The sequence below is a fragment of the Pseudomonas sp. PAMC 29040 genome, assembly GCF_003994535.1.
Lineage (GTDB): Bacteria > Pseudomonadota > Gammaproteobacteria > Pseudomonadales > Pseudomonadaceae > Aquipseudomonas > Aquipseudomonas paraversuta.
In genome coordinates, this window is record NZ_RZAA01000001.1 from 183,935 (window position 1) to 210,179 (window position 26,245).

19 protein-coding genes are annotated in these 26,245 nt (G+C 59.0%); 7 read left to right on the forward strand and 12 right to left on the reverse strand.

The annotated features are described in order from the left end of the window. Positions 1–18: 18 nt before the first annotated feature. Positions 19–1,338 (forward strand): dicarboxylate/amino acid:cation symporter, encoded by a 1,320-nt coding sequence (locus WG29040_RS00780; protein ID WP_127195384.1) that lies wholly within the window; start codon positions 19–21, stop codon positions 1,336–1,338. Beyond that, positions 1,335–2,834 (forward strand): amino acid racemase, encoded by a 1,500-nt coding sequence (locus tag WG29040_RS00785; protein ID WP_127195385.1) that lies wholly within the window; start codon positions 1,335–1,337, stop codon positions 2,832–2,834. The genes WG29040_RS00780 and WG29040_RS00785 overlap by 4 nt, the downstream gene beginning before the upstream one ends. 27 nt (positions 2,835–2,861) lie before the next feature. On the opposite strand, the gene WG29040_RS00790 is transcribed toward WG29040_RS00785, so the two are convergent. The 5 genes from WG29040_RS00790 to WG29040_RS00810 all read right to left on the reverse strand — a co-directional run bounded on the left by WG29040_RS00790 (position 2,862) and on the right by WG29040_RS00810 (position 7,161). Beyond that, positions 2,862–3,485 (reverse strand): dTMP kinase, encoded by a 624-nt coding sequence (locus tag WG29040_RS00790; protein ID WP_003445590.1) that lies wholly within the window; start codon positions 3,483–3,485, stop codon positions 2,862–2,864. Between the two features lie 167 nt (positions 3,486–3,652). Continuing rightward, the gene (locus WG29040_RS00795; RefSeq protein WP_127195386.1) at positions 3,653–4,663 is read right to left on the reverse strand and encodes an aldo/keto reductase; all 1,011 of its coding nucleotides are present in this window, start codon (positions 4,661–4,663) and stop codon (positions 3,653–3,655) included. 166 nt (positions 4,664–4,829) lie between these two features. After that, positions 4,830–5,498: a TetR/AcrR family transcriptional regulator gene (locus tag WG29040_RS00800; protein ID WP_003445586.1), complete on the reverse strand. Its 669-nt coding sequence runs from the start codon at positions 5,496–5,498 to the stop codon at positions 4,830–4,832. Positions 5,499–5,575: 77 nt separating this feature from the next. Then, a complete protein-coding gene (locus WG29040_RS00805) occupies positions 5,576–6,013 on the reverse strand; it encodes a thioesterase family protein (protein ID WP_010656489.1) in 438 nt (145 codons plus the stop codon). Then, the gene (locus WG29040_RS00810) at positions 6,010–7,161 is read right to left on the reverse strand and encodes an iron-containing alcohol dehydrogenase (protein WP_127195387.1); all 1,152 of its coding nucleotides are present in this window, start codon (positions 7,159–7,161) and stop codon (positions 6,010–6,012) included. Before WG29040_RS00810 ends, WG29040_RS00805 begins: the two co-directional genes overlap by 4 nt. Positions 7,162–7,492: 331 nt before the next feature. Here WG29040_RS00810 and WG29040_RS00815 point away from each other — a divergent pair, with 331 nt between their 5' ends. The 4 genes from WG29040_RS00815 to WG29040_RS00830 are packed head-to-tail and all read left to right on the forward strand — an operon-like array spanning position 7,493 to position 13,641. Beyond that, on the forward strand, positions 7,493–8,932 hold the full coding sequence (locus WG29040_RS00815) for a hypothetical protein (protein ID WP_127195388.1): 1,440 nt from the start codon (positions 7,493–7,495) through the stop codon (positions 8,930–8,932). A gap of 4 nt (positions 8,933–8,936) precedes the next feature. Then, on the forward strand, positions 8,937–10,394 hold the full coding sequence (locus WG29040_RS00820; protein WP_127195389.1) for an acyl-CoA reductase: 1,458 nt from the start codon (positions 8,937–8,939) through the stop codon (positions 10,392–10,394). Positions 10,395–10,453: 59 nt separating this feature from the next. Continuing rightward, the gene (locus tag WG29040_RS00825; protein WP_127195390.1) at positions 10,454–11,533 is read left to right on the forward strand and encodes an NAD(P)-dependent alcohol dehydrogenase; all 1,080 of its coding nucleotides are present in this window, start codon (positions 10,454–10,456) and stop codon (positions 11,531–11,533) included. Further along, on the forward strand, positions 11,530–13,641 hold the full coding sequence (locus tag WG29040_RS00830) for a 3-hydroxyacyl-CoA dehydrogenase NAD-binding domain-containing protein (RefSeq protein ID WP_127195391.1): 2,112 nt from the start codon (positions 11,530–11,532) through the stop codon (positions 13,639–13,641). The genes WG29040_RS00825 and WG29040_RS00830 overlap by 4 nt, the downstream gene beginning before the upstream one ends. Before the next feature lie 104 nt (positions 13,642–13,745). Here the strand turns inward: WG29040_RS00830 and WG29040_RS00835 are convergent, their stop codons facing one another. The 7 genes from WG29040_RS00835 to WG29040_RS00865 form a co-directional block, all read right to left on the reverse strand. Beyond that, positions 13,746–15,389, reverse strand: a complete 1,644-nt coding sequence (locus WG29040_RS00835) for a fatty acid--CoA ligase (RefSeq protein ID WP_010656494.1) — start codon at positions 15,387–15,389, stop codon at positions 13,746–13,748. A 34-nt stretch (positions 15,390–15,423) separates the two neighbouring features. Then, on the reverse strand, positions 15,424–17,202 hold the full coding sequence (locus WG29040_RS00840; protein WP_127195392.1) for an acyl-CoA dehydrogenase C-terminal domain-containing protein: 1,779 nt from the start codon (positions 17,200–17,202) through the stop codon (positions 15,424–15,426). 7 nt (positions 17,203–17,209) lie between these two features. After that, positions 17,210–19,744: an RND family transporter gene (locus WG29040_RS00845; protein WP_127195393.1), complete on the reverse strand. Its 2,535-nt coding sequence runs from the start codon at positions 19,742–19,744 to the stop codon at positions 17,210–17,212. 31 nt (positions 19,745–19,775) lie between these two features. Next, on the reverse strand, positions 19,776–20,849 hold the full coding sequence (locus WG29040_RS00850; RefSeq protein ID WP_127195394.1) for a YCF48-related protein: 1,074 nt from the start codon (positions 20,847–20,849) through the stop codon (positions 19,776–19,778). Positions 20,850–20,990: 141 nt separating this feature from the next. After that, a complete protein-coding gene (locus WG29040_RS00855) occupies positions 20,991–22,349 on the reverse strand; it encodes a DUF1329 domain-containing protein (RefSeq protein WP_003445560.1) in 1,359 nt (452 codons plus the stop codon). 39 nt (positions 22,350–22,388) lie between these two features. Beyond that, positions 22,389–24,266, reverse strand: coding sequence for a DUF1302 domain-containing protein (locus WG29040_RS00860; protein ID WP_003445558.1), 1,878 nt, complete (start codon positions 24,264–24,266; stop codon positions 22,389–22,391). A 108-nt stretch (positions 24,267–24,374) separates the two neighbouring features. Then, on the reverse strand, positions 24,375–24,929 hold the full coding sequence (locus WG29040_RS00865) for an alpha/beta hydrolase (protein WP_010656499.1): 555 nt from the start codon (positions 24,927–24,929) through the stop codon (positions 24,375–24,377). A 254-nt stretch (positions 24,930–25,183) separates the two neighbouring features. Here WG29040_RS00865 and WG29040_RS00870 point away from each other — a divergent pair, with 254 nt between their 5' ends. Continuing rightward, complete coding sequence (locus tag WG29040_RS00870) at positions 25,184–26,203, forward strand: AraC family transcriptional regulator (RefSeq protein WP_003445555.1); 1,020 nt, start codon at positions 25,184–25,186, stop codon at positions 26,201–26,203. The last annotated feature ends 42 nt before the right edge of the window (positions 26,204–26,245 follow it).

Here is a 26,245-nt window from a genome sequence, read left to right on the forward strand (position 1 = left end):
CAACTTGAGGAAAGCGCTGTGAAGAAAAATAAGCTTGGGCGTCGAATTGCGATTGGCATTGCCTTGGGCGTGCTTGTTGGTTGGGCATGTCACCATTTCGCAGGCAGCGAACAGAGAGCCGAAGAGATAGCGTCTTACTTCTCGCTGGTCACCGACATTTTCTTGCGCATGATCAAAATGATCATTGCCCCTCTGGTGTTCGCCACCCTGGTCGGCGGCATTGCCAGCATGGGCAACTCTCGTTCCGTCGGGCGCATAGGCTTGAGAGCCATGACCTGGTTCGTCACGGCGTCGGTGGTATCCCTGGCTATCGGGATGGGCCTGGTCAACCTGTTTCAACCCGGTGCCGGCCTGAACATGGAGGTGGTCCAGCATGCCGCGAGTCCGGCAATGGTCAATACCGCAGATTTCAGCCTCAAAGTGTTCATCAGCCACGTGTTCCCTCGCAGCATTGCCGAGGCGATGGCCAATAACGAGATCCTGCAAATTGTGGTGTTCTCGCTGTTCTTCGGTTTTGCCCTGGCGGGAGTCAAGCGCGCCGGTTACACCAGGATCGTCGACAGCATTGAAGAGCTGGCCAAAGTGATGTTCAAGATCACCGACTTCGTCATGGCCTTTGCACCCATCGGGGTTTTTGCAGCCATTGCGTCGGCGATTACTACCCAGGGCGTGGGGCTGCTGGTCGATTACGGTAAGCTGATTGCCGAGTTTTATCTGGCAATCCTCATCCTCTGGGCAGTGTTGTTCGGCGCCGGCTACTTTTTTCTCGGCCGCTCGGTATTTACCCTGGGCAAGCTCATTCGTGAACCCGTGCTCCTCGCGTTTTCCACCGCCAGCAGCGAATCCGCGTACCCGAAAACCATGGAGGCACTGGAGAAATTCGGCGCACCGAAGCGCGTATCCAGCTTCGTACTGCCATTGGGATACTCGTTCAACCTCGATGGTTCGATGATGTATCAAGCGTTCGCCATCATGTTCATTGCTCAGGCCTACAACATTGACTTGAGCTTCACACAGCAACTTCTCATCTTGCTGACGCTGATGGTTACCAGCAAGGGCATGGCGGGTGTAGCCCGGGCATCAGTGGTGGTGGTAGCGGCAACCTTGCCCATGTTCAATCTTCCCGAAGCCGGAATTTTGCTGATCCTTGGCATTGATCAGTTTCTGGATATGGCTCGCACCGCCACCAACGTTGTGGGCAACAGCATTGCCACCGCTGTGGTTGCGAAGTCCGAACCCTGTGATGAATCGGCAGAGGAAGCTGACGATGCACAACGCTCACCGGTAAATCCTCAATCCGTATGTCCTGTCCCGGCGGCTTATGGTGTTGCGTCATGAAGAGCAAATCAGCGCCATCCGGGGACGCAGCCACTGTTCGAAAACTTGGCATTGTGGGTGGCCTCGGCTCCCTGGCCGGGGGGGATCTGTTCTACAAGCTGGTCAAGTCCAGGGCCGTGCTTGAGGACCAGGGCCGCTATCACTTCCTGTTCGAGCAGCATCCGTTCAAGGACGTGCTACTGCCCCTGGACAAGGGCGCGAATATGACATCGCGCAAGTTTTACGTGTTCCAGGTCTGTAAAACTTTTGAAGAAAGTGGCGTAGATGCGGTGATGCTTCCGTGCTTCGCCAGCCATACATTCCGGGCTGAAATTCAGGAAGAACTGAGTATTCCCGTACTCGACATGATGGCTGCCCTGCGCAGTCACATTGACCATATCGCCAAACCTGGCGTCACCCTGGGTATCGTCGCCTCTGACTACGTGCGCCATTGCGGTTTGTTTGAGCGCTATTTTGGCACTGACTTCAAGCTGGTTTATCCCAGCGATGAAGTGCAGTCAGGGCTGATGGCAGCGATGTATGGCGTCAATGGCATCAAGGATGGCTATCTGCACGGGGTTCCTCTGGAGTCTGCTTATCAGGCTTGCCTTTCGCTACAGGAACAAGGGGCAAGCATTGTCTTGCCTGGCATGACTGAACTCTCGCTGGTCTGTGGTGATCTGCAGCGACGGGGTATTGCAGTGCTGGATATCAACGAGCTTTATGCCGGTTTCGCGACCCTGAACAAAGGTCAATCGAGTCGCCCCCCCTTCAAACTGGGGATAGTGGGGGGGGTGGGCCCGGCAGCGACGGTCGACTTCATGGCCAAGGTCGTTACACATACACCGGCAGGCCGTGATCAGGAACATATCAAAATGGTGGTCGAGCAAAACCCGCAGATTCCTGATCGCACGGCCAACCTGCTGCATGACGCAACGGATCCGACCATGGCGATGTACGCAACGTGCAAGCGCCTGGAAAGTGCAGGCGCCAATGCGATTGCGATTCCCTGCAATACCGCCCACGCCTTTGTTGAACGTATTCAGGCATACCTGCGGGTCCCCATTGTCAACATGCTGACTGAGACAGTGGACGCCATTGTCCGGCAGTACGGCGCTGGCAAAACAGTCGGCTTGCTGGCGACCTCGGGCACCATAAAAAGCCAGGTCTACCAGGACGCTGCCCGGCGCACCGGACTGCAAATAATTGTCCCCGGCGTCGACTACCAGGCGCTGGTCATGGATTCGATTTATGGCGCGCGCGGGATTAAAGCCGGGTTCACTGAGGGCATCTGTAAAGATCAGCTACTGCTCGCTGCAGAACACTTGTGTGAATCGGGTGCCGAAGTGCTCATCCTCGGCTGTACGGAGCTGCCTCTGGTGCTGGAGCACAGCAAGGCTTACATGATCAACGGCCATCAAGTGGCCTTGATAGACCCGACAACCCTCCTGGCAATCAAGTGCATTCAGCTTTCCCGGGAAAACCTGATCCAACGGCAGAGTGTTCCTGCCGGTTAGAGGCCCATGCAGTTTGCAGGGGTTGATTCAATTCATGAGGCATGGAAAGCCTCTATAAATCTCGGAAACCACCTGCATCGTTGCCTCTTCAAGGGTTCCTTCATTACGGCATAACACCCAGCCGTGATCTGCAACCCCTTGCTCGAATCCCAGGGTGCAGGCGACATGTTCTTCCAGGTCATGCAGCACGGTGCTGCCCAGCCCCCGGGAACGTGCCGCTGCCCTCGCCCATGAAATTTCAGGGGCGGTGACCACCCCTACATGCAGGTCTGGCACTCGCACGTTGCGATCAAGGTTCAACTGCACAATTTCTGCAAACGGGACTATCCGGCGAAACGCGGCATCGGACGGGTACCAGCGATCGATCAGGATGATGCTGTCCGCGGGCTGTTTAGTCAGTACGTGCCGGGAAATCCAGGCCCGGCTGTCAGCAAGGCGCTGACAAACCTGCCACTCCAGATCCCGGCCCGGATTTCTGGCGAGTGTGTTCACCAGGGCCATCGTTTCAGCCCTGAAGGGATCGCTTTTTTTCTCGCAAAGGCGGATCACCTTCTGGTTGTCGGCCCGCAACACTTTGGTAATGGCCTCCAGCAGTGTGGTTTTACCGGCCCCCTTGGGGCCATCCAGTGAAACAAACAGCGGACGATTCATTCTTCACATATCGATTGAAAGACGGTTTGTTTTTCGCCCTGAGCGCAGCTGGAGCTGCCAGCTGCCAGCTGCGAACAGGGTTGAGGGCCCGATAAACAGGCATTGATGAACACTCTAACCCGATTTGTGGCCAGCGCCCGAAGGTAAACCTGCGGCGTTGTTCAAGCTCAGCTCACTTTGCGCCCTTCAACCGGGTAGGCCGGATCGGTAAAGCCGTGGGTCGAGGCATGACCCGGCACCACCAGGTTATCCACCAGTTTCTCGTCATCCGGCCCCAGTTCCAGCCCTAGAGCCTGCATATAGCCGTCCCAGTGCGCCTCTGTCCGGGGGCCTGCAATCGCTGCGCTGATCAATGTGTTTTTCAGCACCCAGGCAATAGCAAAGGCGACTGAAGTAGTGCCGCGATCGGCCGCATGCCGGGCAATGGTCTGGGCAATTTTCAACGACTCGGGACGCCATTCAGTCTGCTGGATACGCTTGTCACCGCGCCCTGCCCTGGTATCCGCCGGTGGCGGCGCGTCCACCGGGTATTTACCGCTGAGCACGCCCCGTGCAAGGGGGCTGTAAGGCACAACCCCGATGCCGTAATTGCCTGCAACAGGCAGTTGTTCAACCTCGGCAATACGATTGACGATGTTGTACAACGGCTGGCTGACGCTCGGCCGCTGGATGCCCAACGAATCAGCGAGGCGAACCATCTCGGCGATTTTCCAGCCGTGGAAATTGGAAACCCCGTAATAGCGGATCTTGCCCTGGCGAATCAGATCGTCGATTGCGCGCAATCCCTCTTCCATCGGCGCATCACTCAAGGTGCGGTGGAAATACAGAATGTCGACATAGTCGGTGCCCAGGCGTTTGAGGCTGGCCTCGACACTCTGCATGATCCATTTGCGCGACTGCCCCTGTTGATTCGGGCCCGCGTCAGCCGACGACGGGTAACCGAACTTGGTGGCCACCACCCAGTTGTCGCGCTGCGCTGCAATGGAACGGCCGACCACTTCTTCGGAACGCCCGGCGTGATAAGCATCCGCGGTATCGATGAAGTTGATGCCTGCGGCGCCCGCCTTGTCGATGATGCGCTTGCTGGTAGCCTCATCGGTCTCGCCGCCGAACATCATGGCGCCCAGGCACAAAGGCGATACTTTCAGGGCGCTGCGGCCCAGATAACGGTAATTCATCGTCGATCCTCAAAGGCGTTTGCAAGAGCAGTTGATCCTAGACCAGTTCCTGTTACTGATTGAGGTGCAAAAAAGGGATGCGGCTGTGCCGGTGGCACAGCCCTGAGGATCGATACCTGGTCGCTGCCGGTCACTGGCTCAGAAGCCCTGAGCCAGGCGCATCGATTCAGGTCTGCCCATGGGTCAACAGAGCATGCAGCATGCTTGCAATCAATTCGGGGGAGTCTTCCTCCACCAGGTAGCCCGGTCTTTCCAGCAGCATGGCTCTGGGCAGTGCAGACAGCGTCTGATAAACCAGGAACTCAGCCTTTTGCGGGTCCTTGACCCGGATCTCGCTGGCAAACCGTTGCATCAACGCCGAACTTGCGGTGCTGGTCCACAACGGTTTGTCCTTGACCACATCCAGTCGCACCAGTTCTTCGTAATGGGTTGAGCGCACGCTGAACGCCGGGTCGAACTGGTTTTTCTTGACGTGGGCGGCCATCACGACTCGCAAGGCCAGCAAAATGCCGTCGAGCAATGTGCTTTGCGCTGGCAGCGCCATGATGTCGCTGAACAGCGCAGTGCGCGCCTCAGACCGGTAATCGTCAAAAATCGCTGCGATCAGTGCATCGATCGTCGGGAAGTACTCATAGATAGAGCTGATTGCCACGCCCGAATCCGCTGCGAGACGCATAGCACTCAAGGCTTCGCGGCCTTCGTTTTCAAGAATCTGGCGCCCGGTCTGTTTTACCGCACTCACCAGTGCAATAGAACGGGGCTGGCGCGGTTCCTTGCGTGGCTGCGCCGGTATTTCTACCTGTATGCCCTGACCGTTTCGGCTTGGTTTGATCATGCGCTGTTTCTCCGGAATGCTGCCTGGCGGGTCAGTCCCGCCAGGCAGCAAGCTGGAGTATGTACGAGCCGGCTCCTTTAGTCAGTGAGTCGTGCGAGTACTGCACGTACCGTCGGTGGAATGGTTACAGGGGTATTGCTGGCCCGATCGACGTAGACATAGACGATATGGGCTGCTGCACAGGCCAGCGGTTCGTCGTTGCGAAACAGGCCCAGTTCGTATCGCGCACTGCTGTTGCCCAGCCGCGATATTTTCATTCCGACACTGATCCGGTCGGGAAAACACAGGGATGAGAAGTACGTGCAGCCTGAATTGACAATCAGCCCGACGACGGGACTGTGGGCGATGTCCAGAGTGCCTTGCTCCACCAGATAGGCCGTGATTGCCGACTCACAGTAAGAGTAATAGACCACGTTGTTTACATGTCCATAGGAGTCATGGTCGCCCCAGCGTGTAGGCATCTGGGTAAACCGGCGAAACTCTTCGCGGTGCGCACGTTCGACCTTGTTGTTCACAGAATGCCCCTGTAAATCGCGCGTACGTCTTGCTCGCTGACGGGCCGGGGATTATTGCCCAGCAGGCGGGTCTGCTTCATGGCATCAGTCACTAGCAACTCGATATCAGACTCGGTAATGCCCAGGTCGCGCAGGCGGGTCGCCAGCCCCAACTCACCGGCCAACGCCCCCAGGTAGTCGGCCAATGCCATGGCTTTTTCCCTGTCACTGCCATTGAGGCCGGGCAGCACAATATCGGCCAGTTGCGCATACAAAGGTGCGACCGCCTCAAGGTTGAAGCGCATCACCGGCCCCAGCACCAGCGCATTGGAAAGCCCGTGGGGCACATGAAAATGTGCGCCAAGGGGATAGGCCAGGGCGTGCACTGCCGCCACCGGTGAGTTGGCGAACGCCATGCCTGCCAGGCATGCGCCGAGCAGCATATTTTCCCGCGCTTGCAGATTGCTGCCGTCCTGGCAGGCCTTGAACAGGCTGGTGGACAACAAACGCAGGGCTTCGCGAGCCAGGCAGTCGGAGATCGGGTTTTTCAGATCCTTGCTGGTGTAGGCCTCGACGGCGTGGACCATGGCATCAATGCCGGTGGCGGCAGTGACATGGGGCGGCAGGCCAAGGGTCAGTTCGGCGTCCAGTATCGCCAGGTCAGGCAGCAGCAGCGGCGAATACACCACGTTTTTCTGACCTTCGCCGGTGGTCACCACCGATACCGGGGTCACCTCCGAGCCCGTCCCTGCCGTGGTGGGCACCAGAATCAACGGCAAGCGCGGGCCTTTGGCCTGGTTAATGCCATAGACCTGGGCCAGGTGCTCACCGCTGCAGGCCAGCAGTGCCACCAGCTTGGCGACATCCAGCGAACTCCCTCCCCCCAGCCCCAGCACACAATCAGCAGCACAGGCTTTGGCCACGTCTACAGCAATCTGAATCACCGACTCCGGCGGGTCGGCCTGTACCTGGGAAAATACCCTGACGGCGACGGGGCTGTTCTCGAAGCTGGCGAGCACTGCATCCAGCAAGCGTGCCGCGATAACCCCGGCATCGGTCACCACCAGTACCGATGTGCAGCCCATGGCCTGTACATGCTCGGCGAGCCGAGTTGCGGCGCCCCGCTCGATGATCATTGATGCGGTGGTCTGAAATACCATTTTCAACATAAAGGCCTCACAAATAGGTGTGTAGCGTCCAGTTTTTGTTGTTGCTTGCAAAGCACATCACTCAGGGGCAAATGCCCTCACCCGAGCGTGGGGAAAACCCAGTGTATTGCAGCCGGGCCACTGCACAGCGGGCAAAAACAGTCTTCGCCGGGAATCCGGAATCAGTCCTGGAAAGCACCTCGATGAATAGTTTTTTCATGTTTTATATCAGCTAGTTAGGTCGATATATCGATCGCCTGTATACGGAACAAAAGCCCATCCAGTCTGCCCATACTTGAGCCACATCCTCCTCCGGCATTGCCGGTTTACGAGTCGAGTAGCGAGCCAGACCATGCCTACTTCACAGCTGTCGATAGAACAAAAAACCCGGCTATTGCTTAACAGTCCGGCAGAGTTGACCGCCTATTCCCAACAGGCCTGGGACATGCTCCCCCGCACCGAAATCGACGCGATTCAGCTGTGCGGGTTAAAGCAGCGCTTTGCAATGCTTCGCGACCGGATACCGGTCCTCAAGAAGCTCGCCGATGGCGAAGGCGTGAATCATGTCTTGCACATCAATGACGTGGTTCCTCTGTTGTTCGAGCACACCGTGTACAAGTCGTACCCGCCGTCGCTCCTGGAAAAACGTAACTTTGGCCAAATCAACAAGTGGCTGGGCAAGCTCGTCACCTCAGAGCTTGCCCAGGCCATTGCGGCGGTCAACGTCAGTGGCTGTGAGGGGCTGGACGACTGGTTCGAAGTCATGGACGAGGCCGTGCCGCAACTGCGCATCAGCCACACTTCCGGTACGTCCGGGACCCTCTCGTTCCTGCCCCACGCCGTGCGTGAATGGGAGAAATTTGCCCAGCTACGCAAAATGAATGTGCACAACATGCAGGGGCCGGATACGCCCCTGCCCGACCTGCACACCATTTACCCGTACTACCGCAAGGGCTACCTGAGCCATGTGCGGGTCCACGAAGCGATGATTCCAGCGTTGCTGGGGCACGAATCAAGGTTTCATGCGGCATACCCGGCCACCCTCAGTAGCGATGTGCTTCATCTTGGCGCCAGGCTGCGTGCAGCACAGTCCAAGGGCACCCTTGATCGTCTGGAAATCAGCCCGCAACTGCAGGCCAAGAAGCAGGCCTTTGACCAGTTGCAGGCCGAAATGCCGCAGCACCTGGCGGCTTTTTTTGATCAGATGTCCACTGAACTCCGGGGCAAGCGGGTATACATCGCTGCAACCTGGAACCTGTTGCACAGCATGGCCAAAGCAGGCCTGGAGCGTGGCCTTGAAGCTGTGTTCGACCCTGATTCATTTATCCATACCTCGGGGGGTGGCAAGGGCGTGGTGCAACCCGAAGGGTGGCGCGATGACGTGCTGCGGTTCACCGGGGCCCGGCGGATCAATGAGTCCTATGCAATGTCCGAAGTCGTCGGCGGCGCCCACCCGCGCTGTGAAGCCGGGCACTTCCACTTTGCCCCCACGGTCATCCCTTACCTGCTTGACCCGCAAACCAGCCGGCCACTGCCCCGCCATGGCCGAGTAACCGGCCGCGCGGCGTTCTTTGACCTCGGCGCGGAGATCCGCTGGGGCGGTTTTATCACCGGCGACGAGATCACCATCGAGTGGGACCAACCCTGCGCGTGCGGCCGACCCAGCTACTACGTGGTCGGGGCCATTCAGCGTTACAGCGAACTGACTGGCGGCGACGACAAGATCACCTGTGCCGCCACAGAAGACTCTCATCGCCAGGCGATGGACTTTCTCAATACCCTGGAGGGCTAACCCCATGAACAAGCCTGTTGCGCCAATGATCATTCGCGGTCAGATCATCACCGACAACCTGATCGACGTGGGTGGCCGGGGCGGTGATCTGATCTTTCGCACCCCTGATGCACACTGCTACATCGACCAGTTGCCGCTGGGCAATCCGGCCAGACTGGCCGACCTGTACAGCCTCACATTCGAAGATATCCTGGAGTACACCCAGGCCCTCGGTGAACGCCTGGAGTTCGACACCAATCCCTACCTGCAGGAAGCCTGCGAGCTGTCTTACCTGACCGCCCCGGTGACCCCGACAATGGTCAAAAGCAGCTATATGGGACTGCGCCATATGCTCACTCGAGAAGCGATCACCGAGCAGGTCGAGCTGTCCGTGGGCATCAAATACCTTGAAGGCTGGGTCAGGCAGCGCTTGATCGACGGCACCGAGCTGGAAGTACGCTGCTTCGGCGCCCGCACCCTGCATATCGTCGCGGGCAATGCGACCGGGCTATCGCTGCTGACCATCATCCGCAATATGGTGTTGCGCAGCGATGCGATCATCAAAGCGCCTTCCAATGATCCGTTCACGGCATTGGCCATCGCCCGCACCATGGTCGACATGGCGCCTGACCATCCGCTGACCCGGCACTTGAGTGTCGCGTACTGGAAAGGTGGCGATCAGGCTTTTGAGGAGCGTCTTTACCAGCCTCAGAACCTGGAAAAAATCGTCGCGTGGGGCGGTTTTGCCTCAATGAAGCATGTCACGCGCTATATCCAGCCGGGTCTTGAACTGATTTCCCTGGATCCCAAACGCAGCGCCAGCATCATCGGCAAGGCCACTTTCGACAGTGAGCAAAGCATGCGTGAGGCCGCCGTGCGCCTGGCCTGCGACATTGGCGCGCTAAACCAGAAGGCCTGTGTGTGCGCCCGCGTGGTCTATGTACAGAGCGGTACCGATGAGGCCGGCCTGGCGCAGTTGAACACCTTCGGCCGCTATGTTTACGACGCCATGCAGACCCTGCCCAATACCATCAGTACCGCGCCCAAAAGTTACGACCCGGGCCTCAAGGCCGAAGTCGATGCACTGCGCCTGAGTGATGACTGGTATCAAGTGATTGGCGGAAAGGACGGCGAAGGTTCGGTGATCTGTTCCCAGCTGGCGGAGCCGGTGTCCTTTGCTGCACGTCTGGACGATCGCACAGCCAATCTGGTGCCCGTTGACGAGCTGAGCGAAATGCTCGAAGCGGTGGATGCCTATACCCAGACAGTTGGCGTCTACCCGGAAAGTATCAAGGAGGAGCTCAAGGACATATTGCCCTTGTATGGTGCCCAGCGAATTGTCTCGCTGGGCTACGCCGCAGGGCTCAAATGGGCCGGTCCCCAGGATGCCATCGAGCCGCTGCGGCGGATGGGCAAGTGGATCGTCAACCAGATTGCTTCACCGCAAACCAGCCCGGCTCCCTGGCTACGCCCCTCGATCTAACCACCACAGCCTCCACAGTCAAGGCTGTGGGGGCCTGTCGATTTTCACAGGACATTGCCATGACTACTTGCCTGGGTTTTGCTGCTCTGGATGCACATTGCGCTCTTACCCCGTTTCGCTTCCAGCGGCGGGCCTTGCGCGATGATGACATTGCCATCGCGATCGCTTTTTGCGGTGTGTGCCACTCCGATGCTCATCAGGTTCACAACGACTGGAACAACACGGTTTATCCCTGCGTGCCGGGCCACGAAATTGTGGGTTATGTCACAGACACAGGCCTCAAGGTGAGCCGCTTCAAAGTCGGTGACCGGGTGGCTGTCGGTTGTCAGGTTGACAGTTGCCTGCAGTGCGCACCCTGCGCCGAGCATCAAGAACAACTCTGTGTCCACGGCCCTACGACCACCTATAACGGCAAAGACCGGCAGACCGGCGAGATCACCTATGGCGGCTATGCCGAACATATTGTGGTTCGTGAGCCGTTTGTGCTGCGCATGCCGGAAAATCTTGATCCGCGCTACGCAGCCCCTTTGTTGTGCGCGGGCATCACCGTCTGGAACCCTATGCGCCGCTACGGCGTGGGCAAAGGGTCGAAGGTTGCGGTGGTCGGGCTTGGCGGGCTGGGGCATATGGCCGTAAAACTGGCCACAGCCCTGGGCGCCGATGTCACCGTGATTACCACCTCGGCCGGCAAGGCGGATGACGCCCGCGCCCTGGGCGCCAGGCAGGTGCTGCTCTCCAGTGATACGCCAGGGATGGCCAAAGCGGCCAATTCATTTGAATTCATCATCGACACCATTCCTCGCCGGCACGACGTCAACCCCTACCTGATGCTGCTGGGACGCAACGGGGTGCTGGTGCTGGTGGGCGCCATAGAACCGCTGGAGCCCATTCATGGCGGCTTGCTGATACGCAATAACCGCAGTCTGGTGGGCTCGCTGATCGGCGGAATTCAGGCGATTCAGGAATTGCTGGATTTCTGCGCCGAACATCAGGTCCTGCCCGACTGCGAAATGATTGCCATGCAGGACATCAACAGCGCTTTTGAGCGCCTGCAGAGCAACGATGTGAAATACCGTTTCGTGATCGATATGAGCACCTTGCATGACGTTGCCTCTTTGTCTTCAAAGGAGGCGCCATGAGTGCCCTGATCCACTTTCAGGTAGACCGGCAACTGGCCCTGATCGGCCTGGCCCATGCCCCCGTCAATGCCCTAGGCCAGAGGCTGCGCAGCGAACTGCTGCAGGCCATCGAGCGTGCAGTGGCCGACGGGGAGGTACGGGCAATCATTGTCTACGGTCACGGCGTGCCCTTTGGTGCGGGGGCGGATATCAATGAGTCCGGTACTCTGGCGCCATTCGCCAGCCCCTCCCTGGGCGATGTACTGCTGCGCATGACGCAATTGAACAAGCCACTGATTGCCGCAATCAGTGGCATGGCGCTGGGGGGCAGCCTGGAACTGGCACTTGCCTGTGGCTATCGCATCAGTGAGCCGGGTGCCCGTTTCGCCCTGCCGCAGATCAACCTGGGGTTGATTCCCGGTGCCGGTGGTACTCAGCGTTTGCCGCGCCTGGTAGGCGCTGCGCAAGCTCTGGAAATGATCCTCTACGGGCGGCCCGTCAATGCTCGGCATGCACTGCAAGCCGGTCTGCTCGATCGCCTGGCCCAAAGCCCCGAGACCTTGCTCGCTGAGGCCAGTGAGTGGGCCCATGAACTGCTTGCGGCCCAGGCACCTGCCCAACCGTCACCGCCATGGCCCGACCCGGCCAGCGAACTGCCTGCGCATTATTTCCAGCAATACCGCAGCGCCAATAAACATCGCTGGCAAGGTCAGCCAGCCCCGCAACAGGCGCTGGCGGCCCTTGAAGCCGCCTGCAATTTACCGCTGGCCGAAGGGTTGGCGTTCGAGGCCGGGCTGTTCCGGCAGCTCGAGGGATCAAGCCAGTCCGAGGCTTTGCGCCACGTTCATGCTGCCGAGGGCGACCTCGGCACACAGCCCGGGGTAAACCTGCAGACGCCGATTCGTCCCGTTCACCGGGTAGCGATCATTGGCGCAGGTACCATGGGCGGCGGGATTGCCATGTGTTTTGCCAACGCCGGAATTCCGGTTGCTTTGCTGGAGCTCAAGGCTGAGGCGCTGGACCGCGGCTTACGGCAGATTCGCACTAATTATCAGACTGGCGTCAAACGCGGAAAACTGACCGAGGCGCAACTGGAACAGCGCATGGAACTGCTGCACGGCACCCTCGACTATGCCGAGATCAGTGATGCTGACCTGGTCATCGAAGCGGTATTCGAAAGCCTGGCCATCAAGCAGCAGGTCTTCCGCACCCTGGACGAAGTGTGCAAACCGGGGGCAATCCTGGCCAGTAACACCTCGACCCTGGACGTGGATGCCATCGCTGCGGTCACTCGACGCCCGCAAGACGTGATTGGCCTGCACTTCTTCAGCCCGGCGAATGTCATGCGTCTGCTTGAAGTGGTTCGCGGGCAAGCCACCGCAGCCGATACCCTGGCAACCACGCTAAGCATCGCCGCCCGTATCGGCAAAATCCCGGTGGTGTCCGGGGTGTGCTTTGGCTTTATTGGCAACCGCATGCTCGAGCCCTACTCCCGGGAAGCCCATCGCCTGCTGCTGGAAGGCGCAACCGTAGCCCAGATAGACAAGGTGCTGACTGATCTGGGGCTGGCCATGGGGGTGCTGGCCATGCATGACCTGGCCGGGATCGACGTCAGCTACCTGATCCGCGAGTCGCGGCGCGAGCAGATCCGGCAGGACCCGGGCTACTGCAAAATCGCCGACGCGCTGTATGACCTGGGGCACTACGGGCAAAAAACCGCCAGTGGCTTCTACCACTATCAGGGCCGAGAACCTGTGGAGAATCCGGAGTTGACTGCTCTGGCTGAAAATATCGCCTGGGGCCTGGGGATCACCCGGCGTGTCATCAGCAATCAGGAAATCCATGATCGCTGCATGTTCATGCTTATCAACGAAGGGATTGCGCTGCTGGATGAAGGTATCGCGCAACGCAGCGGTGATATCGATCTGGTATGGATCAACGGCTATGGCTTTCCGGCCTGGCGAGGCGGCCCCTTGCACTATGCACGGACCCTTGGTCTGGATGTGGTGCTTGAGGGAATCCGCCACTATCGCCAGAGCCTGGGCGCTTATGGGCAGATGTGGTTCCAGCCGGCGCCGCTGTTGGAGCGTCTGGTTGCCGCGGGTAAAACCCGGATTGAAGTGATCTGAGCCAAACTGCAACAAGGAGCCGGGGGCGGTGATTGCCGTAGATGGCGAGCATCAGCCCCCCGCCAAGGTAACGCCCCTGCGCCGTGGCACAGGGGCTTTTTGCGTCAGGTCAACAGGCTTTCGCGGATCAGCTTTTTGTTGATCTTGCCCACACTGGTCTTGGGAATTTCAACCACAAAGTCGAACTGTTTGGGTATCGCCCATTTGTTGATGCGGCCACAGGCCACGAACTGCTGCAGGTGGACCTCAAGCATGGGTTGATCGACGTACTGCCCGGGCTCGCATACCACCAGGGCCATCGGCCGTTCGCCCCACTGCTCATCCGCTACACCCACCACGGCCACCGCTATCACCGACGCGTGTTCACTGATCAGGTTCTCCAGATCCAGGGAACTGATCCACTCGCCGCCGGTTTTAATCACATCCTTGATCCGGTCTTTGATTTCCACCCGGCCCTGGGGGTCGATGGAGGCCAGGTCGCCGGTGTGCAGCCAGCCGTCCTGCCACAGTTCGGCGCCTTTTTCAGGTTCCTTCAAATAGCCCTGGGTCAGCCAGGGTGCACGCACCACTATTTCGCCCAAAGACTCTCCATTGTGGGCAACGGCATGGCCGCTGCCATCGATGATCTTCAGGTCGACCATCGGTATCGGCATTCCGGTTTTAATGCGCTGGCTGAGTCGGGTTTGCGTGGAGTGCTCAATTTCTGCTGCGTTCAGGTAGCTGGTGCAGAGCATCGGGCAGGTTTCTGACATACCGTACCCGCTGTGTACCTGAATGCCTTTGGCGCTCGCCTGGCTGGCGATTGCCAGGGTCAGGGCGCTGCCCCCCAGAAGCATTTTCCAGCTGTCAAAGCGGGTATTAACCGCCTCCTCGCAACTCAGGATCATTTGTAAAACAGTGGGTACGCAATGGGAGAACGTGACCTTTTCTTCCCGGAACAGCCTGACCAGACTGTTGGGTTCGTAACGGCCGGGGTACACCTGCTTGATACCCATCAGCGTCGCCACATAAGGCACCCCCCAGGCATGAACGTGGAACATCGGCGTGATCGGCATATAAACGTCATCGGAACGTACCAGCGGCAAGCTCTGGTAACTGCCCATGGCTCCCACGGCATTCAAGGTATGCAGCACCAACTGACGATGGGTGAAATACACACCTTTAGGGGCACCTGTGGTGCCCGTGGTGTAGAAAATCGTCGCCACCGAATTTTCGTCAAAGTCGGGGAAATCGTAATCGGTAGCCGCCTGCGCCAGCAGGCTTTCATATTCGCCCAACAGCGGCAGGTCGGTGCGCCGAGGCTGGTCGTCAGTGAGGCGGATAAAGCCTTTGACCCTGGTCAGAGCGGGTTGGATCTGCTCAATCAAGGGCAAGAAATCATCATGCACCAGCACCAGGTCGTCCTCGGCGTGATTCATGGTGTAGAGCACCTGATCCGGAGAAAGGCGAATGTTGACCGTGTGCAGCACTGCGCCAATCATGGGCACCGCAAAAAAACATTCCAGGTAGCGGTGGCTATCCCAGTCAAGCATGGCGACCGTATCCCCGGCCTTGACTCCGGCAGCGGTCAGGGCGTTGGCCAGTCGGTGGATACGCTGGTTCAGGGTCTTGTAGCTGTAACGCAGTTTGTCGGCGTAGACGATTTCATTGCCCGGCTCATAGCGAGCGCCCGACAGTAGCAGGCGCTTGATCAATAGCGGGTAGGTATAGGCGCCATCTGCTGGTGGAATTATTTTTGTTTTAAGCATTATGGAAATTCCTGATTCTTTATTTAGACGTGCCTCAGAACTGCACGGCATCCAGCAGATAGAGACTTTCGCTGCCCGACTTGACCGATGAACTCAGTGATTCAATGCGTGGCAGCAGGCGGGCAAAGTAAAAACGTGCGGTGCCCAGCTTGCTGGCGTAAAAATCATCTTCGGTGTGTTTTTCCAGGGCCACCTGGGCCATACGCGCCCACAGGTAGGCGTAGGCGGTGTAGCCGAACACTTGCAGGTATTCGACTGAAGCCGCGCCCACTTCATTCGGGTTGTTCCTGGCCCGGTCCAGTAACCAGGCGGTCAGCTCGTCGAGGTTGTCCACGGCCGCGTTGAGCGGCTTGGTGAACTCGGCCAGGTCAGCACTGGCGGTTGCGCTGAACTGGCGAATTTCATCGGCAAACAGCCGGTACAGTGCCCCGCCACTGCCGACAATCTTGCGCCCTGTCAGGTCCAGCGCCTGAATGCCATTGGTGCCTTCGTAGATCTGGGTGATCCGCACGTCACGTACAAGTTGCTCCTGGCCCCACTCGCGGATATAGCCATGGCCGCCGAAAATCATCTGCCCGTGCAGAGTGGCTTCCAGGCCCATGTCGGTGAGAAACGCCTTGGCAACCGGAGTCAGCAATGACACCAGTTGTTCTGCTCGCAGCCGGGCGGGCGGGTCCTGACTGTATTTGGCGGTGTCCAGTTGCAGGGCCACATAACTGGAGAATGCTCGTCCGCCTTCGTTCAGGGCCTTCATGGTCAGCAGCATGCGCCGCACATCCGGGTGCACGATAATTGGATCGGCGGTCTTTTCGCTATTCTGTGCGCCCGTCGGGGCGCGGCTTTGCAGGCGCTCACGGGCATAGTCGATGGCACTTTGATAAGAGCGTTCGCCCTGCGCCAGGCCTTGAATGCCGACACCCAGCCGCTCGTAATTCATCATGGTGAACATCGCTGCCAGCCCTTTGTTGGGCGCATCGACCAGCCAGCCGGTCGCCTGGTCGAAGTTCATCACGCAGGTCGCGGACGCCTTGATGCCCATCTTGTGTTCGATGGAGCCGCAAGACAGTGAGTTGCGCTCGCCCAGCGTCCCGTCGGCATTGACCAGTATCTTGGGCACCAGAAACAGTGAAATGCCTTTTGGCCCGGCGGGTGCATCCGCCAGTCTGGCCAGTACCAGGTGAATGATGTTCTCGGTCAGGTCGTGCTCACCGCCGGTGATGAAAATCTTGCTGCCGCTGATGGCATAACTGCCATCGTCCCGGGGCTCGGCTCTGGTACGCAACAGGCCCAGATCGGTGCCGGCATGGGCCTCGGTCAAGCACATGGAGCCGCTCCAGAGGCCGGCATACATGTTGGGCAGGTACTTTTCTTTCAGCGCTTCGCTGGCATGGGCATTGAGCGACAGGCAGGCGCCGGCGGTGAGCATCGGGTAGAGACCGAACGACAGGTTGGCCGCGTTGACCATTTCTTCAACCTGGGCACTGATGGCCTTGGGCATGCCCATCCCGCCGTAACGCGGGTCGCCGCCCAGACCGACCCAGCCACCTTCAGCGAAAGTCTGATAGGCCGCCTGAAACCCCTCGGGCGCCTGTACTGCGCCATTGTTCCAGGCGCAGCCTTGCTCATCCCCTTTCTGGCGCAGCGGGGCGATGATCCCGGCGCTGATCTTACCCGCCTCTTCCAGGATGGCGGCAGCGGTCTCTTCATCCACGACCCCGGACATGCCGGGCAGTCGGTCCCACAACCGGGACACCTGGAAAACCTCATTGAGCACGAAGCGCATGTCGCGCAGGGGAGCTTTGTAGTCAGACATGGTTGGCTTACTCAGTCAGTGACAGGGCACGACGCATGCCCTGTTTTTTGGGGTTGTCGGTCTCGCTGAGGTGTACCGCCGGCTCGTCGGGGGCAGTGCGACGACTCAGCGCAGGACCGCGCAACAGGAAGTACGACAGGGCAGGAATGAGAATCAGCGCGCCAAGCATGTTCCACAGGAACATGAAGGTCAGCAGGATGCCCATGTCTGCCTGGAATTTGATCGGTGACCAGACCCAGCTCACCACCCCTGCCGCCAGGGTGATGCCCACCAGTCCCACGACCCGGCCGGTGAATGACACCGCTTTACGGTAGGCATCGGACAGTGACAGGCCCTGACGCTGGTGATGCAGCTGCACGCTGAGCAAGTACAGCGCGTAATCCACGCCGATCCCCACACCCAGGGCAATCACCGGCAAGGTGGCAACCTTCACCCCGATGCCCATGACCACCATCAACGCTTCGCAGAGGATTGAGGTCAGCACCAGCGGCAGCAAGGCCACCAGCGTGGCCCGCCAACTGCGGAAGGTAATCAGGCAGAACAGGGTTACCGCGGCGTAGACATAAAGCAGCATGGTGCGGTTGGCTTCGCGCACCACGATATTGGTCGCCGCTTCTATGCCGGCAGTACCGGCTGCCAGCAGGAACTGACGCTGCGGGGTGCTGTTTTCCCTGGCGAATTTGTCGGCAATGGCCACGACGGCGTCCAGGGTCTCGGCCTTGTGGTCTTTGAGAAAAGCGATCACGGGCATCAGCGAACAATCGGTGTTGAACAACTCCGGGGAATTCACCGAAGCCTGCTGGGCGGCATAGTTGAGCACGTCCTGGTTGCGCTGGATGCTGTTGAGCTTGGGATTGCCTTCATAGGAACCGGCAGTGATCTGGCGTACCGCGTTTACCAGCGAAGAAGTGGCCTGCACCCCAGGGGACTGCTGCAGCTCCCATGCCAGACGATCGGCAAGAATCAGTGTCTGGTAGTTCAGGCAACCTTCCGGGGCGGTTTTTATCATGACCGCAAACAGATCGCTGGACAGCGCGTAATGGCGGGTGATGTAGGCGTTGTCGAGGTTGTAGCGCGAGTCTGCGCGCAGCTCCGGGGCACCGCTGTCAAGGTCGCCTATTTTCAGTTGCAGGCTGACCACAAAACCAATGCCCCCCATAAGCAGCGCCACCAGCACCGCACCGGTTGCCCACTTGCCAGTGGTGAAGCGGTCCAGCAGGTCCCACATTTTGCCGAAGCCTTTATGGCCGGTGGCCCGGGTTTCGATTTCAAGGGCCCGCTCGGCGGCTTTACGGCCCACACCGATATAAGACAGCGCGACGGGCATTAACAGCAAAGAAGTAAATATCAGGACTGCGACCCCGATACTGGCAGTGATTGCCAGGTCCTGTATCACCGGAATATCGATCAGCATCAGCACGGCGAAGCCCACTGCATCGGCCAGCAGGGCTGTAACACCGGCAATGAACAGACGGCGAAAGGTATAGCGGGCGGCAATCAATTTGTGTGTGCCGCGGGCGATGTCCTGCATGATGCCGTTCATTTTCTGTGCCGCATGGGACACGCCGATGGCGAAAATCAGGAAAGGCACCAGCACCGAGTAGGGATCAATGGCATAGCCCAGCCAGGCAATAATGCCCAGCTGCCAGACCACTGCAATCAGCGAGCAGCCCACCACCAGCAAGGTGCTGCGAACACAGCGGGTGTAGAGGTAGATGATGATCAGGGAAGTGACCACCGCCAGCCCGAAAAACATCATGACCTGAATCAAGCCGTCGATCAGATCGCCCATCAGCTTGGCGAAACCTATGACCCGCACCTTGTACTGGCCTTTGCCCTCCTCCCCGGCCTTGCGTGCAGCGCTGTCACCGGCGAATTCGATCTTGTCCCGCAGTTGTTCTTCAAGCAAACGCGAGAATTGCTGATAGTTGACGCCCTTGCCCGTGGCGGAGGTCTTGTCCAGCAGCGGTACGATCAACATGCTGGATTTGTAGTCACTGGCCACCAGACTGCCGACGATCCCGGCCCGGCTGATGTTCTGGCGCAGTTGTGCGATGTCTGCGGGCGAGCCTTGATAAGTGCCGGGCATCACCGGGCCACCCTGAAAGCCTTCCTCGGTGACTTCGGTCCAGCGTACACCGGGGCTCCATAACGACTTCATCCAGGCCCGGTCAACACCTTCAGTGATGAACAGCTGGTCGTTGACCTGTTTGAGGACTTCAAGGTAACCGGGATCGAAAATGTCGCCCCGGGTGTTCTCCACCACCACCCGTACCGAGTTCCCCAGCCCGCGTAACGACTGGCGGTTTGCCAGGTAGTTCTGGATGTACGGCTGGCTCTGAGGAATCATTTTTTCGAAACTGGGTCGCAGTTCCAGGCGCGTCAACGCCATATAACCCAGGAGCACGGTGACCAGTGCCATCAGTAGCATGAACAGTGGGCGGTAGTTGAACACCAGCCGCTCCAACAGGTTGCCGGAGTGGCGGTCGAAGTCCCGCAGATCGCGGATCACCGGCATGGTGTCTTGCTTGATATTGCCCATGTCTGGGTACTCGCTCTAATTGTTCTATGGCTTATTCGCCGGCCAGTGCCTGTGCACCACGGCTACCCACTACCACCAGCGAGCCATTGGCAGCCAGGGTGGCTCCGGCCACGGGGGCTATATCCTGCTGCGCCAACAGGCGTAACCGCGGGCTGTCGGCCTGACTGAGCAACGCGTGCCCGGCCTGGGTGAACAGTTCGTACTGCCCCTGGGGATTGACGACGGCGGCTGTAATGCTGACTTGCAGGCCACTGCTGAGCGGACTCCAGTGCGCGCCGCCATCGCTGCTGCGCAACACATTGCCCCGCAGGCCGTAGACGATGACCTCGCCGGGTTTGCCGATAACCCCGAAAAAACTGCCCTGATAGGGTGTGTGGATGGCCGCGAAACGCTGCGCGGTTTCATCCCATTTCAACACCAGCCCCTGCTCACCGGCGATGTACAGCGCGTCGCCGGTGGACGCTATGGCGTTGAGGTGAAAGCCTTGGGGGTTGTCGGTGCGGTCCTGAAAAGGGGTCCAGCTGCGGCCTCCGTCTTCGGTACGCAGGATCAGGTTGAACACGCCGACCACATAACCCAGCCTGTCGTTGGCGAACCACACATCGAGCAGCGGTTTGTCGGCGCCTTCTGCCGCCAGACGCTGACCTTCTGCAACCAGTAATGGCCATTGCTCATTGCCGGGCTCGGCTATGGCCAGCGCGGTGTAATGCTTGATCAGCAAGTCACCGATCTGGTGCCCGTCCAATTGCTTGCGCCAGGTGACCCCAGCGTCACTGCTGTGCAGCACGACACCATCGTTACCCACCGCCCAGCCCTGTGTCGCAGATGGAAAATACACCGCACTCAGATCACTGCTCAGGGGCACGCTGGCCTGGGTCCATTGCTTGCCAGCATCATCGGAATAAAGAATATGGCCACGCTGTCCCACGCTCACCAGACGCTCACCTGCACGGGTGATACCCACCAGCGGGCTGCGTACGGATAACGCGCTGGGTGCCGATGGCAGGTCCAGAACATCCACATAACTGGCGGCATGCGCGCCACCGGGCACCAGCGCCAGCAGTGGCAACAGCAGCGCCAGTTCGAACTTTTTAAGCAAACCCATACCGCACCTTCCATGAAAACAACAGCGCGAGCACCTGGGTGCCTGCGCTGTCGGAGCCGGAAACTCAAGATACACAGCGTTCTTGAAGTCACTCTGGCGGGGCACTACAGCCTTGGGCCCCGGATTTCTTTGAGCGGCTGCCTAGCGAATCCCGGCCCCGGCCAGGGCGTCCGGCGCCCACTGCACTTTCGAGAGCGGGTTGGTGTACTTGATGCCGCCGTACGGGCCGACGATACCGTTGATGTTGTAGTTGCCCCCGACCAGGTCATAAATCATGAAAGGCGAGGTATCCGGGGTCTGTTTGTCGTAGCTCTGGCTGAGGAAGGTGAAGGCACCCCGGTAGAGCTTGCCGCTGGAGTCATATTGGTCGGAGGCCAAAGCGATCCAGCTGTCTTCATCCAGGTAAAAGCGGCGTTTGTGATAGATGTGGCGGGCGCCGGGCTTGAGCGTGGCTTCCACCACCCAGACCCGGTGTTTCTCCCAGCGCACATAGTCCGGGGCAATGTGGTTGGCGGTCGTGAGCGGCCCGGCTTCCTTGGCATAGGTCAGCTTGTAGGTGTTATAGGGCACGATCAGTTCCTGCTTGCCCACCAGCTTCCAGTCGTAACGGTCCAGGGCGCCCATAAAGACGAAGGTATCGTCGTAGGTGTTGGCGCCGGCGGTGCCGGGGTTCGGCGTGTCATAGGCAAGGTCAGGGGCCAGCTTTACCCGCCGCTGACCCGGCAGGTACTGCCAGGCCTTGCGTGGCTGGGTCAACGGGTCGGCAGAATCCCTGAGCATGATGGCTTCACCCGCACGACGCGCAGGGCCGGTGTAATACAGCTTCATCTGGTAAAAAATGTCGGTACTGGCAACCGGCTTTGACATGTTTTCGTAGATCGGATAGTTCATGAATGCCAGCGCCGTGGTGGACAGTGTCGGCACCCCCGCAGCGTCAACGTTCCAGGAGTCATACTTGGTGTTCAGATTGGTACCCAGGTAGCGCAACAGGTGGTTCCACATGGCCTCGCTGCCCGAATGCGGAATCGGGAACGGTACCCCGGGCAGCACGTTATCAATGGCCAGGCCGTCGTTGAGGCTCTTGGCATCGGTGGCGTTTTTCAGGGTATTGGCCAGCACCGGCGCAGGCAGCGATACGGTACGGTGGGTCGGATACACATCGATCCGGTACGTCGGGTAGCGCCTGGCCAGCTCCACAGTGGTAGCGGTCAGCATTCCCTTGTACTGATCCACGTTTTTGCCATCGATGACCAGCAGCGGTTTCTCATCGGCAAAGGGGTCCGGGCGCATGCTGTCACCGGCTTTGAAGCTGGCAGGGGGGACGGTCAGACCGCCCTTGTAGGCCGGGATCGAACCATCGGCATTGCCTGCCATTTCGCCGCCCACTCCCGTCAGGCTGGTGCCCAGTTTTGCGGCCTCTTGCGCCGATACGCCGGCTTGAGCCTGGCCGGCAATGATGGCGGCCAGAGAAGCTGCGAGCACAGTACTTAGAAATTTCATCTGAATTCTCTCCACTTGTTTTTATAATTCGAGCGTCAGTCAGAATGTGGCTTTGAACGAGGCAGTGACCATCCCGCGATCCTTGAGCAAAGGCGACAGGCCAGCTTGAGAGGTGATCTGTCCGGGGATGCACTGGTACAGACCGTTGGCCCCCGGGGTGTTGTTATCAAACCCGCTTTCGCAGGTATCGAAAGGGCCAAAGGAATCGACGTATTTCAGGTCGAGTTTGTACTTCTGGTAGATGTCTGCCGCGACGCCGATCGAGTAGCTGCCAGCATCTTCGTTGCCACCCAACTGCACCGCAGAGTTGCCTTTGAGGCCCACGTTGTAGGAAACCGGCATGGACATATCGACACCCGGGAAGACCTGGAACCAGGTCGGGGCGAAGTTGGCCGCAATGGTGTAAGCGTTGGTGTCAACCTTGTCGACGCCCCTGTAGCTGGAGTCGCCCTTGAATGTCTGCTTGCCTTTGTCGACGCTGACCAGGTGGGTCAAGGAACCTTCAACTGCCAGTGAGGAGGCATCCCAGAGCGCTGTCTTGCCAAAAGTCACCAGGCCATTGAGTACCACGTGGAAGGTCTTGCCTCGGGCCAGCCCGGTTTCGCCATTGCCCGGCATGGCGCCGATAATGTTGGCGCCGTTGATCAGGCCCTCACCTGCCTGGGTATCCAGGGTTGAGTTGACCGTGCTGAAGTTACTCACCAGGGGCATGTTTTCGCGGTAGTTCAAGTCAAGGCCGACGCTGACCGGCCCTACACTTTTCGACAGGCTGATGCCGTAGATATCAATGTCATCGGCATAGGCTGTCATGTACTCGACGCCTTGCAGGCCCGCCAAACCCGGCTGGTGCAGGTTGGGTGCATTGATCAGCACCGCCGGCATCGGGTCCGAGGTGTTGCGGTAGTAAAAGCCCAGGGTGCCGTCCAGCCATTGCGGGCTCCACTTGGCCATCAGACCGAAGTCGCCGGAATTTCGCGGTTTTACATCATGCCCGCGTGGCGCCGCGTAATAGGCCCCGGAGCCGTCCAGCAGGGTCGGCAAGGGCAGCCAGAATACATCCGCGCCCTCCCCCAGCATGTCGTAGCCGCCCATGTAGGTGCCGCCTTCGGGCAGGCGGGAGTTCTGGAATTCGAGGAAGTATTGGGCGCCCAGGGTCAGCTCCGGGTTGACCGTAAACGACACTGACAACTGGTTGCGCGGCAGGAACAATTCTTTGGTTTCAGTGCCCGGCACGTTATACAGCTTGGCGATGTCCAGTGCCGACTGGCCGTAGTTGATGCCGTTGGCCGCGTTGAACAGGGTCTCGCCCCAGTACACGTTGTGTTTGCCAAGCTTGGCGCTGAGCATCGATTCGTCGCCGATTTCAGTGCTGTAGAACACAAAGGCATCGAGGATTTCCCCCGAGGGGCCGTTGTAATAACGATCGGTATAGTTGCTTAGCCCGTGTCTGCTGGCCGAATGTCCATTGAGCGAGTCACCCGGCTGAATCAGGCCACCGTTTGCAGCGCGGGCCGCTACCAGATTGCCTGCGTTGCCCGCTTGTCCCGGGAAAGGGTTGGAGTTTGAACCGACATGGTCGTAAGCATGGTCATACCAGCTTGCGGCGCTGACCCTAAAGCCCATTTTTCCCTGGTAGACCACATCCAGTTCACTTAGCAGATCGACTCGCTGACTCACCGCACTGCCGACGCCAAAGTTCTTGTCGCCGTCGTTGAGGTTGGAGGTGCCGGCAATCTTCGAGTTCTGACCTTCGACGCGCTGGCCATAGCTGGCTTTGAGGGTGTTGTCGAAGCGCACGGCCCAGTCTTCGCTACCATCGGTGAGTTCGAAAGCATAGGCACAAGGCATTGAGGCAAGCAGGATGGCAGTGGTCAGTACGCTGCGACTCGGGCGGCTTTGACCTGTGGTGTTGTGCATTACGTTGTCTCCGTTTTTTTTTGTTTTTGTTTTTGGTTTTAACAACGGCTCACACCCCGGTCCTGGCGGTGATGGGAGCAGACTTCAGGCGGTTTTGCGGTAACTCGATCAGCGGTCCAGCGTGCGGATAAACTCTTCGGCCTGTGGCCACAGGCCGTAACCGGAAGCTGGATTGAGATGGCCGACAGCCCCGAGATTGACCAGCTCGCTGCCCCACTGTCGGGCCATGCGGGTCACGGCCGGCAGACTTGCAAGGTGATCATTGGTGCTGCCAACAACAATCGAGGGGAACCCCAACCGGCCTTTTGGCAGAGGGTCCCAGCCATTGGCCCGCAGGCTTTGCGAGGTTGGATAGCCCAGTGGCCAGACGGCCTCAAGGTCTGGCGGTGCGGCCAGCAATGCGCCCTTGATCGGGCGCTTACTGAGGGCCGCCCAATGCGCGACCATCAGTACACCGGCGCTGTGGGCGACCAGGATCACCGGGCCGCTGATCGCCTCAAGCTCACGCTCAATCGCATCTACACGAGCCGCCAGACTGAGCTTGTTGTCTTCCAGAGGCGGTACTGAACGGACCTTGTCCAGTCGCGCAGCCAGTAACGTCTGCCAGTGCTGGGGCACGTGATCACGCAAGCCCGGAACAATCAGAATCGTGGTTTCACTCATGGTTCTTTTCACCCTTGAACAAGCCATCGGACAGTTCGCCAACGCGTCGAACCCTTGCCAGAAGCACAGTAAATTTCGCCTTCTGCCAACGCTTCACATTTGGCGTCAGTCACTTCTCTTTTGATGACAGGGCCCGGAATCAAACCCGGAGTTTTACCCGCAGGCGCTTTTCATTCCACGACCAAACCTCTATAAATGGCAGCCAGTCGTTGTAGCGAGACCTCATTTGTCAGCAAATGGAAGCCAGACACCCCATGACCGTTCTAGCCCGATCCGCAGCACTGACCAACTATCTGGAAGTGACCCGTCATCTGCGCTTGAACGTCAATGCGCTGCTGGCCCAAGCCGGATTGAGCCCTTCGATTCTCAACGATCCCAAGCAACGCATCCCGGCAAGTTCGGTGGTCAGTCTGCTGGAGCACTCAGCGCAAATGAGTGGTTGCCAAACCCTTGGCCTGCGCATGGCCGAGTTACGGCAGCTGTCGGATTTTGGTGAAGTGAGCCTGCTGCTCAATCTTCAGAACAGTCTGCGCGACGCCTTGAAAGTGATTGTGCAGTACCGGCACCTGCTCAATGACTCACTGGCAATTTTCATTGAGGAAAGCGGCAAGACGGTGATCATTCGCGAGGAACTGATCACCGAGGTGGCTGCCGGTAACCGTCAGTCCATCGAACTGGCCATCGCTGTGATGTATCGTTTTTGCGCGGCCCTGCTTGGCGCGCACTGGCACCCGATAAATGTCTGCTTCACCCATGAAGCCCCCGAAGATCTGACCGTGCACCGGCGTATCTTCGGCTGCAAAGTGGAGTTCGGTTGTGAGTTCAACGGCATCATTTGCCCCGCCACCGACCTTGACACTGCCAACCCTCTGGCCAATGAGGCCATGGCTCGCCACGCGCAGCGCTACCTGGACTCGCTACAGGGCAAAAGCAATCACTCGCTGGCATTTGACGTCCGCAAATCCATCTACCTGCTGCTGCCCATGGGCCGCGCCACCATTGAGCAAATTGCTCAAAGCCAGGGTATGAACGTACGCACCCTGCAACGCCGCCTGGAAGAAGACGGCGCCAGTTTCAGCGAGCTGATCAATATCGTGCGTCGCGACCTGGTGATTCGCTACCTGGAGAACCCCGGCTATTCCCTGGGACGCATTACCGACATGCTCGGTTACTCCATGCCCAGTTCATTCACCCGCTGGTTCATTTCGCAGTTCGGCCAGCCGCCGGCCGTCTGGCGCAGTGAACGCATGATTGCGCCGCGCAAAGATCACTGAGGGCCCGCCAGCGACGGGTTTGCTGCCAACACCGCCATGCAA

Excerpts from the sequence above, each read along its gene's own strand:
- WG29040_RS00845 (WP_127195393.1), bottom strand. The coding sequence starts at position 19,744 with ATGGGCAATATCAAGCAAGACACCATGCCGGTGATCCGCGATCTGCGG.
- WG29040_RS00815 (WP_127195388.1), top strand. The coding sequence starts at position 7,493 with ATGCCTACTTCACAGCTGTCGATAGAACAAAAAACCCGGCTATTGCTT.
- WG29040_RS00840 (WP_127195392.1), bottom strand. The coding sequence starts at position 17,202 with ATGTCTGACTACAAAGCTCCCCTGCGCGACATGCGCTTCGTGCTCAAT.
- WG29040_RS00835 (WP_010656494.1), bottom strand. The coding sequence starts at position 15,389 with ATGCTTAAAACAAAAATAATTCCACCAGCAGATGGCGCCTATACCTAC.
- WG29040_RS00810 (WP_127195387.1), bottom strand. The coding sequence starts at position 7,161 with ATGTTGAAAATGGTATTTCAGACCACCGCATCAATGATCATCGAGCGG.
- WG29040_RS00860 (WP_003445558.1), bottom strand. The coding sequence starts at position 24,266 with ATGCACAACACCACAGGTCAAAGCCGCCCGAGTCGCAGCGTACTGACC.
- WG29040_RS00790 (WP_003445590.1), bottom strand. The coding sequence starts at position 3,485 with ATGAATCGTCCGCTGTTTGTTTCACTGGATGGCCCCAAGGGGGCCGGT.
- WG29040_RS00850 (WP_127195394.1), bottom strand. The coding sequence starts at position 20,849 with ATGGGTTTGCTTAAAAAGTTCGAACTGGCGCTGCTGTTGCCACTGCTG.
- WG29040_RS00785 (WP_127195385.1), top strand. The coding sequence starts at position 1,335 with ATGAAGAGCAAATCAGCGCCATCCGGGGACGCAGCCACTGTTCGAAAA.
- WG29040_RS00830 (WP_127195391.1), top strand. The coding sequence starts at position 11,530 with ATGAGTGCCCTGATCCACTTTCAGGTAGACCGGCAACTGGCCCTGATC.
- WG29040_RS00855 (WP_003445560.1), bottom strand. The coding sequence starts at position 22,349 with ATGAAATTTCTAAGTACTGTGCTCGCAGCTTCTCTGGCCGCCATCATT.
- WG29040_RS00795 (WP_127195386.1), bottom strand. The coding sequence starts at position 4,663 with ATGAATTACCGTTATCTGGGCCGCAGCGCCCTGAAAGTATCGCCTTTG.
- WG29040_RS00800 (WP_003445586.1), bottom strand. The coding sequence starts at position 5,498 with ATGATCAAACCAAGCCGAAACGGTCAGGGCATACAGGTAGAAATACCG.
- WG29040_RS00825 (WP_127195390.1), top strand. The coding sequence starts at position 10,454 with ATGACTACTTGCCTGGGTTTTGCTGCTCTGGATGCACATTGCGCTCTT.
- WG29040_RS00870 (WP_003445555.1), top strand. The coding sequence starts at position 25,184 with ATGACCGTTCTAGCCCGATCCGCAGCACTGACCAACTATCTGGAAGTG.
- WG29040_RS00820 (WP_127195389.1), top strand. The coding sequence starts at position 8,937 with ATGAACAAGCCTGTTGCGCCAATGATCATTCGCGGTCAGATCATCACC.
- WG29040_RS00865 (WP_010656499.1), bottom strand. The coding sequence starts at position 24,929 with ATGAGTGAAACCACGATTCTGATTGTTCCGGGCTTGCGTGATCACGTG.